The sequence below is a fragment of the Pseudomonas sp. OG7 genome, from assembly GCF_014192825.1.
Lineage (GTDB): Bacteria > Pseudomonadota > Gammaproteobacteria > Pseudomonadales > Pseudomonadaceae > Aquipseudomonas > Aquipseudomonas monteilii.
In genome coordinates this window covers 22,558-35,789 of the sequence record NZ_JACHYK010000011.1, presented here as the reverse complement: position 1 = coordinate 35,789, position 13,232 = coordinate 22,558, and the positions used below count along the sequence as shown (strand labels likewise).

The following is a 13,232-nucleotide window of genomic DNA, read 5'->3' as shown; positions in this document are numbered from 1 at the left end:
TCTTTCGTCCTGGGGCCATCATCTCTTACAGCCCCTATGCCCTTTTCCCTCGCTGCAGGGTATTTATTCATTATGATCAAAACGCTTCGCCCCCTCGTTCTTGCCGGCCTGCTGTTGCCACTCGCATTGCCCAGCCACGCCGCCGCCGTCAACACCACCCTGCCCGCCAAAGTGCAGCAGGCGCTCAAAGCCAACAAGCTGCAGGACACAGCGCTGTCGCTGGTAATGTTGCCGCTTGACGGGCCCGGTACCCCGACCGTGTTCAATGCCGATGTTTCGGTAAACCCGGCCTCGACCATGAAACTGGTTACCACCTATGCCGCCCTCGAGCTGCTTGGCCCCACCTTCCAGTGGAAAACCGAGTTCTACACCGACGGTACCCTGAGCAATGGCGTGCTCAACGGCAACCTGTACCTCAAAGGTGGAGGCGACCCGAAGCTGAACATGGAAAAGCTCTGGTTGCTGATGCGTGACCTGCGCGCCAATGGCGTGCGCACCATCACCGGTGACCTGGTGCTGGACCGCAGCCACTTCGTGCAGCCCAACCTGCCGCAGTTCAACGATGACGGCGGCGATGAAAACAAGCCGTTCCTGGTCAAACCCGACTCGCTGCTGGTCAACCTCAAGGCCCTGCGCTTCGTGGCCCGCAACGATGGTGGCAAGGTTACCATCGCGGTCGAACCCCCTATTGCCAGCATTCGCATCGACAACCAGGTCAAGGCCGTGGCGTCCAAGCAGTGCACGGGTGATGTGCGCTACAACCCGGTACCTCAAGCCGATGGCATCAGCGTAACCGTCAGCGGCCAGCTGGGTGACGGCTGCAACTCGCAGACCTACCTGTCGCTGCTCGACCACCCGACCTATGCCGCCGGTGCCGTGCGCGCGATCTGGAACGAGCTGGGTGGCAACATCCAGGGCGGTGACCGCATCGAGAACGTGCCCAAAGGTGCACGCCTGCTGGCCCGCGCCTTCTCGCCAGACCTGGTGGAAGTGATCCGCGACATCAACAAGTACAGCAACAACACCATGGCCCAGCAGCTGTTCCTGAGCCTTGGCGCGCAGTTCCGCACCGATGCCGACGGCGACGACGCCCGTGCCGCGCAACGCGTGGTCCGCCAGTGGCTGGCGAAGAAAGGCATTACCGCGCCGCACCTGGTGATGGAAAACGGCTCAGGGCTGTCGCGTGCCGAACGGGTCAGCACCCGGGAAATGGCCGAGATGCTGCAGGCCGCCTGGAAGAGCCCCTACGCCGCCGAGTTCATGAGCTCGATGCCGCTGGTAGGCATGGACGGCACCATGCGCAAGCGCCTCAAGCGCACAGCCATGACCGGTGAAGGGCACATCAAGACCGGCACGCTGAATACCGTGCGGGCGATTGCCGGTTTCAGCCGTGACAGCAACGGCCACACCTGGGCAGTGGCGGCAATCCTCAACGACCCGAAACCATGGGGGGCTTCGCAGGTGCTCGACCAGGTGCTGCTGGACCTGTATCGCCAGCCGAAGCTGGCGGGCAGCACTGCAGCCAACTGATTGGTTAGCCCGTACCGGCCCTTTCGCGGCTATAGCTGCGAAGAGGCCGGTACGGGCAGCCAAAAACGTTCAGGCTGACTCGCCTTCCACCCTGTCCCGCCCCGCCTGCTTGGCTGCATACACCCCCGCATCCGCCCGCAACAACAGGGCATCGGCTCCCTCCCCCGGCCGCCATCCCGCCACACCAAAACTGGCCGTCACCTTGCCCACGCCGTCCACCGGCACATTGCGCAGCCCATGCCACAACTCCAGTGCCAGCAGCCGCGCCTGTTCGGCATCACTGCCCGGGCACAGCACCATGAATTCCTCTCCACCCAACCGGCAGAATACATCGGTACGCCGCAAGCGCTGGCTGATACGCTGGCACAGGCTGCGCAGCACCCGGTCGCCGACGGCATGGCCGAAGCGGTCGTTGATGTGCTTGAAGTGATCGATATCGAGCATGATCACGGCCAGCGTCAAGCCATCACGCTGAGCCCGCTCCAGTTCGACCTTGAGCCGTTCCTGGAAGTAGCGGCGGTTATGAATGCCGGTCAGTGAATCGGTCACCGACAGCGCCCGCAACTCTTCCTCCACACCCTTGAGGTCCGAGATGTCCGTCAGGTAGCCATGCCACAAGGTACAGCCCTGTTCTCCCACCTCCGGCGTCGCTTCGCCACGCACCCAGCGCAGGCCGGCACGTGGCAGGCACACCCGGTATTCCTCGCGCCAGGGTGCCTGGTGCTCGGCCGAGTAACGTACCGAACGGCGCACGCGCTCCAGGTCATCGGGGTGGATACGCTCGAACACCCCCGAGGCATCTTCGCGCAACTGCTGCAGGTCCACTTCGTAGATGTCGTAAAGGCCTTTGCTGGCGTAGGGAAAACACGAATGCCCATCGGCATCCAGGCGATACTGATAAATACCGCCCGGCACCTCGGCACTGAGCTTTTCCAGCAGCCGATCGCGCGCCGCCAGTGCCTCGTGTACCCGACGCCGCTCGGTGACATCGATGCAAATGGCCAGGTAGCCAACCCACAGGCCCTGTTCGTCAAGCATGGCCGTGACCAGCATGTTGGCCACCAACTGGCTGCCATCGGCGCGTAGCAAGGTCCACTCACCCGGCTCGGCGCCTCGCTCGTAAACGGTTTCTGCAAACAGCGCCTGGCCACCGGCGATGTGCCGGCCAAAACGCTGGCTGAGCGCATGCGCACGCAGGCTCAATTCGTCCGGCAGCACCAGGTCCTCCAGGCGCAACTGGCCGATGGCCTGATTGGCCGAGTAACCAAACATACGCTCGGCCCCCGTGTTGAACGTGCTGACTTCGCCCTTGAGGTTGGTGGCAATAATGGCCACCTGGGTCGCGGCCTCCAATACACTGCGCAACTGATTATGGGTACCTCGCAAGGACTGTTCGCTGACCCGCAACTCGGCGGTACGCTGCTCGACCAGGGCCAGGGCACGCTGGCGCTGGCTGAACAGGCTGTAGAGCAAGGCACTGAGCAGCAGGCTCAACAACCCGCCCAGCAGGCCGACCGCCAGTACCGCCGATGTGCGATTGGCCCGCACGAAGGCCTGGCTCGGCAGGATGCTCAGCTGGAAGTGGTGGTCTGCCAGGTGCAGCAGCGGGTTGCTGCTCAGCGACAAGGGGGCAACCTGGTTCTGCGAGTCGTACAGCACTTGCGGCCCTTGCAACCCGGACGGGTCGACGATACGCACCACCAGGTTGTCATCCGCTGCCACAGGGCGCCCATCGCTGACCATCTCGCGCATGCTCAACAAAGCCACCACATAGCCCACTGCAGCGCCATGCGGGTTGGCATCGAAAAATACGGGGGCTACCAGCACCAAGCCGCGCGCGTACGAAGGAAAATCGTACATGGCCAAGGGCTCGGACACCGCCATGCTGCCAGATCCGAGCGCCCGCACCAGGGCAGCCTGGAGCTCACCCTGGCCGGCAAGATCGAGTCCATAGGGCAGCCCGGGCATTTCACCGGATTGGGTATACAACACAGGAAAGTAATGGTCGCGCAGCGGCGCGGGGTGCCACTGGCCTTGCGCATCCTGGTCACGGATCACATAGCCCGGGCCGGAATGCTCGCGGGCATGCTGCTCGAACTCGGCGCGCTGCGCGGCTTCGACACGCGGCGCCCAGGCGTAGGCCAAGGTACGCTGCAGCAACGGCCGGGCGTAACCGTCAAATTCGCGTGGTGTCACTTCGTTGGAAAAGCTGAAGAACCGCCGCAGGCCATCCAGGCGCTGCTGTTGTTCATCAAAACGCTCGGCAATACGGCTGTAGCGTTCGCTGGCCAGCAACTCAAAGCGCTGGCGCAGCTGCTGCTTGTAAAACCCCTGTGCGGCCAGCGCCAAGGCGGCCGTCAACAGACCGCCCGCCACCAAGGCCACCAGCGCCACCGCCCACGCGGACACCGTCTCTGTGCACAGGCCAGATAACCGCGCACGCACGCCACACTTTGACATACACCCATCTCGTCACGTCAGCGTCCTGCGGATTATCTTGCCCTGCCCACATTTATAGCCATTGGCCATTAGCCACGCAATGTACCTCGTCGGCTCAGCGCAGCTGCAGACGCCAGGCCCGGTGAATCCGGTTGTTACGGGCGAAGTCCGGGTCCAGGGTCTGGGCAGTGATTTCCTCCACCGCATAACGCGCCATCAGGTGCTCGTCCAGCTGGAACTTGCGGAAGTTGTTGGAGAAATACAACACGCCGCCCGGCGCCAGGCGGGCCATGGCCAGGTCCAGCAGTTGAACGTGGTCACGCTGCACGTCGAACACGCCTTCCATGCGCTTGGAGTTGGAGAAGGTGGGCGGGTCGATGAAAATCAGGTCGTAGCTGTCGCGGTTACCCTCCAGCCAGGCCATCACATCCCCCTGCTCCAGGCGGTTGCGCTCAGAGAAGCCATTAAGCGCCAGGTTGCGCCGCGCCCAGTCCAGGTAGGTTTTCGACAGGTCGACGCTGGTGGTGCTGCGCGCACCGCCCTTGGCCGCATGCACGGTGGCGGTAGCGGTGTAGCAGAACAGGTTGAGGAAGCGCTTGTCGGCAGCCTCGCGCTGGATGCGCATGCGCATCGGGCGATGGTCGAGGAACAGCCCGGTGTCGAGGTAGTCGGTGAGGTTGACCAGCAGCTTGACGCCCCCTTCGTTCACCTCCTGGAAACGGCCCTCGGTCGCCTGGCGTTCGTACTGGCGGGTGCCGCTCTGGCGCTCGCGGCGCTTGAGCACTACGCGCTGCGGCGAAATGCCCAGCGCCTGCGGGATGGCTGCCAACGCATCGAGCAGGCGCGCCTGGGCCTTTTCCGGGTCGATCGAGCGTGGCGCGGCATACTCCTGCACGTGTACCCAGTCCTGGTACAGGTCAACAGCCAACGCGTACTCGGGCATGTCGGCATCGTACAGGCGGTAGCAGTCGACCTGTTCGCGACGGGCCCACTTGCCCAGTTGTTTGAGGTTTTTCTGCAAACGGTTGGCAAACATCTGCGCACCTTCCGAAAGGCGTGCCGGTTCGCTGGCAACGGCGGGTTGCTGGCGGGTTTGCGCGCCCTCAGGTTGTGCTTCGCGACGCTCGCCGGTGACGAACTGGTCAGGCTGCACCTTGAACAGCAGCAGCTTGCACGGCAAGGCGCCGTTCCAGAACGCGTACTGCTTGTGGCTGCGAATGCCCATGCGCTTGCCCAGCTGCGGCGCGCCGGTGAACACCGCTGCCTCCCAGCCCATGCAGGCCTGGCGCAGGCGCTCGCCGAGGTTCTGGTAGAGGTACAGCAGGCTGGCTTCATCACCCAGACGCTCGCCGTATGGCGGGTTGCTGATGACCAGGCCTTTCTGGTTCTGGTCCGGGCGCGGCTCGAAGGTGCTGACTTCGCCCTGGTAGATTTTCACCCAGTCGCCAAGGCCGGCACGCTCGACGTTGTTGCGGCCCGGCTGGATCAGCCGCGGGTCGGCCTCGTAGCCACGGATCCACAGCGGAGGCTTGGCCAGGCCAGCCTGTGCACGCGCCTGCGCTTCGTCATGCACCTTGCGCCACAGCGCTGGCACATGGCCGAGCCAGGCACTGAAGCCCCAGCGCTCACGCTTGAGGTTGGGCGCGATGTCGGCGGCGATCATCGCGGCCTCGACCAGGAAGGTACCCACACCGCACATCGGGTCGGCCAACGCGCCCCCTTCAGCGGCAATGCGCGGCCAGCCAGAACGGATCAACACCGCAGCCGCCAGGTTTTCCTTCAGCGGCGCAGCACCTTGCTGCAGGCGATAGCCACGCTGGTGCAGGCTGTGGCCGGACAGGTCGAGGGAGAGAATGGCCTCGCCACGGTCCAGGCGCAGGTGCACGCGCACGTCGGGGTCGATCTTTTCCACCGACGGGCGCAGGCCTTCGCGGTTGCGCAACTTGTCGACAATCGCGTCCTTGACCTTCAGCGCACCAAAGTGAGTGTTGTCGATGCCCGAACCATGGCCACTGAACTCCACCGCCAGGGTGCCATCGGCTGCCAGGTGGTCGGCCCAGTCGACCGCGTGCACGCCATCGTAAAGGTCGTCGGCGTTCTTCATGGAGAAGCGCTTGAGCACCAACAACACCCGGTTGGCCAGGCGTGACCAGACACACAGGCGGTAGGCGGTTTCCATGTCGGCGACGCCGCGAATGGCCGAGGTGTGCTCACGCACTTCGTCCAGGCCAAGGCCTTTGGCCTCTTCGGCAAGCAGGCCTTCAAGGCCTTTGGGGCAGGTGAGGTAAAGTTCGAAACGGTCCGACATGAGTATTCCAGAGCCTTGGGCTATTGACTGACGAGGCAACGCATCACCCCGCGATGTTTGCCCGCAGGCCTTTCCAGCAGGCGTGCGGGTGGCCCTTCCCTGCACATGAACGTGCCGCGAAAGGCCAGGCCACCTGACCGATCTGCACTCGGCCCGGTGGCCAAGACAGCTTAGATCATCAGGCAGTATGAAAAATTCTGGCGATAACCGGGGCGATGTGACCCTTCGTCGCATTTCAAATTATTTCTGTCATCCGCAAGCAACGCTGGCGAAATGACGTCAATGTTCAGCAAACCCCGATCACAGCGGGCTCAACGCCAAACAAGGTTGAGTCGCATTTATTTACTTATCCCCTCACCCTAGGAAAGGTTACGTGCTTATGACAAATCGATCATTCACACCGTGACTCGCATTCGATAGAACTGGTCTCAGGCCGCTTCGCAACGAGGCGGCACCTTCAGCCCGCCACGCCGGCAGCGGGCGCAAACCGGCAGAAAGACTCTGCCCGGCCTCGGAGAGGCCGACGGGACATTACAGTCAACAAGTGAGGGCAACACCCTATGAGAAGACTTAAGCGTGATCCGTTGGAAAGAGCATATTCACGTGGCTACCAATACGGGGTCACCGGCAAATCCCGCGAACTTTGCCCCTTCAATCTTCCTTCTGTTCGCCAAGCCTGGATCAACGGCTGGCGCGAAGGTCGCGGTGATAACTGGGACGGAATGACTGGCACCGCTGGCATCCATAGACTCAACGAAAATCACGCCGTTGGCTGAACGAGGACACTGAATTCGAGTCACCATGCGCGCCCTATCCGGGCGGCGGGCTGCGGCCCAGGGGCCCCTTGACGGGGCCCTTTTTTATGCCTGCCGTTTAACCGCGCGGTAATGCCGCAATGGCATCGACCGCTTCACGGATCAACGCTGGCCCCTTGTAGATGAAGCCCGAGTAGATCTGTACCAGGCTCGCACCGGCAGCGATCTTCTCGGCAGCGTGACGGCCTTCGGTAATGCCACCCGCGGCAATGATCGGCAACTTGCCGCCCAGCTCGCCTGCCAGCACCTTGACAATGTGGGTGCTCTTTTCCAGCACCGGCGCGCCCGACAGGCCACCCGCCTCGCCACCATACGGCAGCCCCTCGACACCTTCACGGCCCAGCGTGGTGTTGGTGGCGATCACCGCATCCATGCCCGACGCCATCAGCGCGGCAGCCACCAGCGTAGTTTCTTCGTCACTCATGTCCGGGGCGATCTTGATGGCCAGCGGTACACGCTTGCCATGGGTAGCCGCCAGTTGCTCGCGGCGTTCGGCCAGGGCGTCGAGCAACTGCTTGAGCGAATCGCCGAACTGCAGGCTGCGCAGGCCCGGGGTATTCGGCGAGCTGACGTTGACGGTGATGTAGCTGGCGGCGGTGTACACCTTGTCCAGGCAGATCAGGTAGTCATCCACGGCGCGCTCGACCGGGGTGTCGAAGTTCTTGCCGATGTTGATGCCCAGCACGCCGTTGTAGCGCGAGGCACGCACGCGGCCGAGCAAGTGATCGACGCCCAGGTTGTTGAAGCCCATGCGGTTGATGATGGCCGTCGCTTCCGGCAGGCGGAACAACCGCGGCTTGGGATTGCCCGGTTGCGGGCGCGGAGTGACGGTACCGATTTCGACGAAGCCGAAGCCCAGCTGGGCAAAGCCGTCGATGGCCGCGCCATTCTTGTCCAGGCCTGCGGCCAGGCCCACCGGGTTGGCGAAGTTCAAGCCCATGACCGAAACCGGCAATGCCGCCGGCTGCTTGCACAGCATGCCATTGAGGCCAAGACGGCCACCGGCACCGATCAGGTCCAGGGACAGGTCGTGGGAAGTTTCCGGGGAAAGCTTGAACAGCAGCTGGCGGGCCAGGGTATACATGGGCGGGCAAGGCTCGGGGTGAGTGAGGGGGCGATTATAGCCAGCCTGGGGCTGACAGGACAGCAAATCGTGGGGCCGCCAAGCACCCCGGCTACCCTTGGCACATCGGTTGCACCGGTTTGGCCCACAGCCTTATCCGTACAGGCGAGGAACCTTGTGAACACCGTACCCCGAGCAACGCCCCTGGCCTGGGTCAATGGCAGTGACGCGCCGGAAAAGCCCAGCCTGAACATCGGCTATATGGCACTGACCGACTGCGCCTCGGTGGTGGTCGCCGCCACCCAGGGCTTCGCCCAGCAATACGGCCTTACCCTCAACCTCAAGCGCCAAGGCTCCTGGGCCGGGCTGCGCGACAAGCTGGTCAGCGGCGAGCTGGATGCCGCGCACTGCCTGTATGGCCTGGTCTATGCCGTGCACCTGGGCATCGGTGGCGTACCGGCCAGTGACATGGCGGTGCTCATGGGCCTGAACCAGAACGCCCAGGCCATCAACCTCTCCCCTGCCTTGCAGCGCAAAGGCGTGACCAACCCTGAAGCATTGGCGCGCCTGGTGCACCAGCATGGCGCACGCCTGACCTTCGCCCAGACCTTCCCCACTGGCACCCACGCCATGTGGCTGTATTACTGGCTGGCCAGCCAAGGCATCCACCCGCTGCGCGACGTGGACAGCGTCGTGGTGCCGCCGGCCCAGATGGCCGCGCATATCCAGGCGGGGCGCATCGACGGCTTCTGCGTGGGTGAGCCTTGGGCCGCCGATGCTGTGGCCAAGGGCCAGGGCTTTACCCTGGCCACCAGCCAGTCGATATGGCCAGACCATCCGGAAAAGGTGCTGGCGTGTGCTCGCGCCTTCGCCGAACACTACCCCAACAGCGCCCGCGCGCTCATCAAGGCGATCCTCGCCGCCAGCCGGTTCATCGAGCAAAGCCCCGAAAACCGCCGCAGCACTGCGCAACTGCTTAGCGGCAACGCCTACCTGGACACCCCGCTGGACAGCATCGAGCCCCGCCTGCTCGGCCACTATCAGGATGGCCTGGGCAACCAGTGGCAAGACCCGCACGCCCTGCGCCTGTTCGACCAGGGCCGAGCCAACCTGCCGTACCTGTCCGACGGCATGTGGTTCATGACCCAGTTCCGCCGCTGGGGCCTGTTGCGCGAAGACCCCGACTACCTCGGTGTGGCTCGGCAGGTTCAGCAGTTGGCGCTGTACAGCGAGGCGGCGCAAAGCCTGGGCGTCGCGTGCCCCGAACAGCCGATGCGCAACAGCCTGCTGATCGATGGCATCCGCTGGGACGGCAGCGATCCTTATGGCTATGCCCGCAGCTTCAGCCTGCATGCCCTGGGCGACCTGCCCGATGCCCGCGTCGGCGCGTGAGGGGGACCAACATGTTGCGCATTCTGCTGATCGACGACACCCAGAACAAACTCGGCCGCCTCAAGGCGGCGTTGATCGAGGCCGGCTTCGAGGTTACCGAAGCCCCAGGCCTGACCATCGACCTGCCCGCCTGCGTCGAAACGGTGCGCCCGGATGTAGTACTGATCGATACCGACTCACCGGACCGCGACGTGATGGAACAGGTGGTGCTGGTCAGCCGCGACCAGCCGCGCCCCATCGTGCTGTTCACCGACGAGCACGACCCTGGCGTGATGCGCCAGGCGATCCAGGCAGGCGTCAGTGCCTACATCGTCGAAGGCATCCATGCTGCCCGGCTGCAGCCGATTCTGGATGTGGCCATGGCCCGCTTTGAAAGTGACCAGGCGCTTAGGGCGCAGCTGCTGGCGCGCGACCAGCAGCTGGCCGAGCGCAAGCGTATCGAGCAGGCCAAGGGTTTGCTGATGAAAATGAAGGATTGCAACGAAGAACAGGCCTACACCCTGATGCGCCGCCAGGCCATGAGCCGGCAGCAGAAGCTGATCCAGGTGGCCGAGCAGATCATTGCCATGCACGAAATGCTGGGCTGATGCAGCCGGCGATAGGGCCATCACAGGAAACAACAGTTGGCCCGGCTCTTGCTGAGGTTATTGCACCGGTAGCCAACGGCGGTTGCCCCACTTAAATCCCGACAAAGACGTCGCTCTCCCCTCCACGACCGTGGAGCGGGTGGCGGCGTCTTTTTCGTTCCGTTGCATTGCCGAGTGAGGTGTTCGATGAGTACCAGCTTCTGGAAATCCGGGCATGTGCCCACGCTGTTCGCCGCGTTCCTGTACTTCGACCTCAGCTTCATGGTCTGGTACCTGCTGGGCCCGCTGGCGGTGCAGATTGCCGCCGACCTGCAACTGAGTGCACAACAACGGGGCCTGATGGTGGCCACGCCGATCCTGGCCGGGGCGATCCTGCGCTTCGCCATGGGCGTGCTGGTTGACCGCCTGTCACCCAAAACAGCCGGGCTGATCGGCCAGGTGGTCGTCATCGTCGCCTTGGCGGGCGCCTGGCACCTGGGGGTGCACAGCTACGAACAGGCCCTGCTGCTGGGCGTGTTCCTCGGCTTTGCCGGTGCGTCGTTTGCCGTGTCGTTGCCGCTGGCTTCACAGTGGTACCCGCCGCAGCATCAGGGCAAGGCCATGGGCATCGCCGGTGCCGGCAACTCCGGCACCGTGTTCGCCGCCCTGCTGGCCCCCGCGCTGGCTGCCGGCTTTGGCTGGAACAATGTGTTCGGCTTCGCGCTGATTCCGTTGTCGCTGGCGCTGGTGGTGTTCGCCCTGCTCGCGCGCAATGCGCCACAACGCCCCAAGCCAAAAGCGATGGCCGACTACCTCAAGGCCCTCGGCGACCGTGACAGCTGGTGGTTCATGTTCTTCTACAGCGTCACCTTTGGCGGTTTCATCGGCCTGGCCAGCGCCCTGCCCGGCTACTTCAGCGACCAGTACGGCCTGAGCCCGGTCACCGCCGGCTACTACACCGCCGCCTGCGTCTTCGCCGGCAGCCTGATGCGCCCGCTCGGCGGCGCCCTGGCCGACCGCTTCGGCGGTATCCGCACCCTGTTGGGCATGTACAGCGTGGCAGCCATCTGCATCGCGGCAGTCGGTTTCAACCTGCCGTCCGCAGCCGCCGCTCTGGCGCTGTTCGTAAGCGCCATGCTTGGCCTGGGCGCCGGTAATGGTGCGGTATTCCAGTTGGTACCACAGCGCTTCCGCCAGGAGATCGGCGTGATGACCGGGCTGATCGGCATGGCCGGCGGTATCGGTGGTTTCCTGCTGGCAGCCGGGCTTGGCACCATCAAGCAGCACACCGGTGAATACCAGTTGGGGTTGTGGCTGTTCGCCAGCCTGGGCCTGCTGGCCTGGTTCGGCCTGCATGGCGTGAAACAACGCTGGCGCACCACCTGGGGCTCGGCAGCCGTGACCGCTGCACGGGTCTGAGTGACATCCATGAGCCTGCAACTGAAGTTCGCCCAAGCCAGCGCTACCGGGCCACGCGAGGAAAACCAGGATGCCCTGCGCCTGGTCACCCCGGCGCCGGAGCTGGCCGCCAGCAAGGGCTACCTGTTCGCCCTCGCCGACGGCGTCAGCCAATGCGCCGATGGCGGCCTGGCAGCACGCGCCAGTTTGCAGGCACTGGCGCTGGACTACTACGCCACCCCCGCCACCTGGAGCGTGGCCCAGGCGCTGGACCGCCTGCTGCTGGCTCAGAACCGCTGGTTGCGCGCCCAGGGCAGCGGCCAGCCTTTGCTGACCACACTCAGCGCACTGGTGTTACGTGGCCGGCGCTTCACCTTGGCCCATGTGGGTGATTGCCGGGTTTACCGCTGGTACGCCGGGCGCCTGCAGTGCCTGAGCGAAGACCATGTGTGGGACCAGCCGGGCATGCAGCATGTACTAAAACGCGCACTGGGCCTGGACCAGCACCTGCTGGTGGATTACCTGGAGGGCGAGCTGCAGCCAGGCGAGTGCTTCCTGCTGGTCAGCGACGGGGTCTGGGCCAGCCTGGGCGACCAACACATCCAGGCCGTGCTGCGCGATCAGACCGACTTGCAACTGGCCGTCGACACACTGGTTGCCAGCGCGCACCTCAATGGCAGCCAGGACAATGCCAGTGCCTTGCTGGTGTACGTCGAACAGCTGGGCACCGCCAACCTGGGCGATACCCTGGCGCAATTGCAGCAGTGGCCGGTGCCCGGCGCGCTGCGAACAGGCCAAGTGATCGATGACTGGCGGGCCGACTGCCTGCTTTCACAAAGCCGCCAGTCGCTGCTATACCGGGTGCGCGACAGCCAAGGCCAACCTTGGCTTCTCAAGACCCTGCCTGCCGAACGCGAACAAGAGCCCGGTGCTGCGCAAGCGCTGTTGCTCGAGGAGTGGTTCCTGCGCCGGGTTGCAGGCCGCCACTTCCCCGAGTTGCATGCGGCCAGCCAGCGGCAACACCTGTACTACGTGATGCGCGAGTACCCCGGCCAAAGCCTTGCCACCCTGCTGGCCGAGCATGGTCCGCTGCCCCTGCCGCAGTGGCTCGAAACGGCCCGGCAACTGCTGCAGGCGGTTGGCGTGTTGCACCGGCGCAACCTGCTGCACCGCGACATCAAGCCAGACAACCTGCACCTGGGCAGCGATGGCCAACTGCGCCTGCTGGATTTCGGTCTGGCCTATTGCCCCGGCCTTTCCGAAGACCCGTTGCACGACGTGCCCGGCACGCCCTCGTACATCGCCCCGGAAGCGTTCGACGGCCAACCACCCAGCCCGCGACAGGACCTGTATGCCGTGGGCGTGACGCTGTATCACCTGCTGACCGGGCACTACCCGTATGGCGAGGTGGAAGCCTTTCAGCGCCCGCGCTTCGGTCAGCCGGTCAACGCTGCACGCTACCGCCCCGACTTGCCGGAATGGCTGCAGCACAACCTGCAGCAGGCGGTGGCGGCCGATCCGGCGCAGCGCTTCGAAACGGCCGAACACTGGTTGTTGCTGCTTGAGCGTGGCGACCGCCAAGAGCTGCCTGACAGGCCACGCCCCTTGCTGGAACGCGAGCCGTTGAAGGTATGGCGCACCCTGGCCCTGCTGTCGTTGCTACTCAACCTGATCCTGCTGCTTGGCCTGCTCAAAGGCTGAGCACACCCTGCCAACGAGGA

At 64.3% G+C, this 13,232-nt stretch carries 9 protein-coding genes; 6 read left to right on the top strand and 3 right to left on the bottom strand.

What is annotated here, in order from left to right; all coding sequences use genetic code 11:
* The first annotated feature begins 72 nt into the window (after positions 1-72).
* Positions 73-1,530 carry a D-alanyl-D-alanine carboxypeptidase/D-alanyl-D-alanine-endopeptidase gene (gene dacB / locus FHW75_RS24060; protein WP_016714859.1) on the top strand — a complete coding sequence of 486 codons (1,458 nt, stop codon included), beginning with the start codon at positions 73-75 and terminating at the stop codon, positions 1,528-1,530.
* 69 nt (positions 1,531-1,599) lie between these two features.
* On the opposite strand, the gene FHW75_RS24055 is transcribed toward dacB, so the two are convergent.
* Complete coding sequence (locus FHW75_RS24055; RefSeq protein WP_183674810.1) at positions 1,600-3,990, bottom strand: diguanylate cyclase; 2,391 nt, start codon at positions 3,988-3,990, stop codon at positions 1,600-1,602.
* A gap of 94 nt (positions 3,991-4,084) precedes the next feature.
* Complete coding sequence (gene rlmKL / locus FHW75_RS24050; protein WP_183674807.1) at positions 4,085-6,277, bottom strand: bifunctional 23S rRNA (guanine(2069)-N(7))-methyltransferase RlmK/23S rRNA (guanine(2445)-N(2))-methyltransferase RlmL; 2,193 nt, start codon at positions 6,275-6,277, stop codon at positions 4,085-4,087.
* Positions 6,278-6,837: 560 nt separating this feature from the next.
* Between rlmKL and rmf the strand changes: the two genes are divergently transcribed.
* The gene (rmf, locus tag FHW75_RS24045) at positions 6,838-7,053 is read left to right on the top strand and encodes a ribosome modulation factor (protein ID WP_003248687.1); all 216 of its coding nucleotides are present in this window, start codon (positions 6,838-6,840) and stop codon (positions 7,051-7,053) included.
* A gap of 97 nt (positions 7,054-7,150) precedes the next feature.
* Here rmf and FHW75_RS24040 read toward each other — a convergent pair whose 3' ends face one another.
* On the bottom strand, positions 7,151-8,176 hold the full coding sequence (locus FHW75_RS24040; RefSeq protein WP_025754475.1) for a quinone-dependent dihydroorotate dehydrogenase: 1,026 nt from the start codon (positions 8,174-8,176) through the stop codon (positions 7,151-7,153).
* Positions 8,177-8,332: 156 nt separating this feature from the next.
* On the opposite strand from FHW75_RS24040, the gene FHW75_RS24035 reads away from it, so the two are divergent.
* The 4 genes from FHW75_RS24035 (at position 8,333) to FHW75_RS24020 (ending at position 13,212) form a co-directional block, all read left to right on the top strand.
* A complete protein-coding gene (locus tag FHW75_RS24035; RefSeq protein WP_026020289.1) occupies positions 8,333-9,547 on the top strand; it encodes a CmpA/NrtA family ABC transporter substrate-binding protein in 1,215 nt (404 codons plus the stop codon).
* Between the two features lie 11 nt (positions 9,548-9,558).
* Positions 9,559-10,134 carry an ANTAR domain-containing response regulator gene (locus FHW75_RS24030; protein ID WP_019096172.1) on the top strand — a complete coding sequence of 192 codons (576 nt, stop codon included), beginning with the start codon at positions 9,559-9,561 and terminating at the stop codon, positions 10,132-10,134.
* Between the two features lie 186 nt (positions 10,135-10,320).
* Positions 10,321-11,532: a NarK/NasA family nitrate transporter gene (locus tag FHW75_RS24025; protein ID WP_025754477.1), complete on the top strand. Its 1,212-nt coding sequence runs from the start codon at positions 10,321-10,323 to the stop codon at positions 11,530-11,532.
* 9 nt (positions 11,533-11,541) lie between these two features.
* Complete coding sequence (locus tag FHW75_RS24020; protein WP_183674804.1) at positions 11,542-13,212, top strand: bifunctional protein-serine/threonine kinase/phosphatase; 1,671 nt, start codon at positions 11,542-11,544, stop codon at positions 13,210-13,212.
* The last annotated feature ends 20 nt before the right edge of the window (positions 13,213-13,232 follow it).

Coding starts and splice junctions, on each gene's coding strand:
- rlmKL (WP_183674807.1), bottom strand. CDS start 6,277: ATGTCGGACCGTTTCGAACTTTACCTCACCTGCCCCAAAGGCCTTGAA.
- FHW75_RS24020 (WP_183674804.1), top strand. CDS start 11,542: ATGAGCCTGCAACTGAAGTTCGCCCAAGCCAGCGCTACCGGGCCACGC.
- FHW75_RS24055 (WP_183674810.1), bottom strand. CDS start 3,990: ATGTCAAAGTGTGGCGTGCGTGCGCGGTTATCTGGCCTGTGCACAGAG.
- FHW75_RS24025 (WP_025754477.1), top strand. CDS start 10,321: ATGAGTACCAGCTTCTGGAAATCCGGGCATGTGCCCACGCTGTTCGCC.
- rmf (WP_003248687.1), top strand. CDS start 6,838: ATGAGAAGACTTAAGCGTGATCCGTTGGAAAGAGCATATTCACGTGGC.
- dacB (WP_016714859.1), top strand. CDS start 73: ATGATCAAAACGCTTCGCCCCCTCGTTCTTGCCGGCCTGCTGTTGCCA.
- FHW75_RS24030 (WP_019096172.1), top strand. CDS start 9,559: ATGTTGCGCATTCTGCTGATCGACGACACCCAGAACAAACTCGGCCGC.
- FHW75_RS24040 (WP_025754475.1), bottom strand. CDS start 8,176: ATGTATACCCTGGCCCGCCAGCTGCTGTTCAAGCTTTCCCCGGAAACT.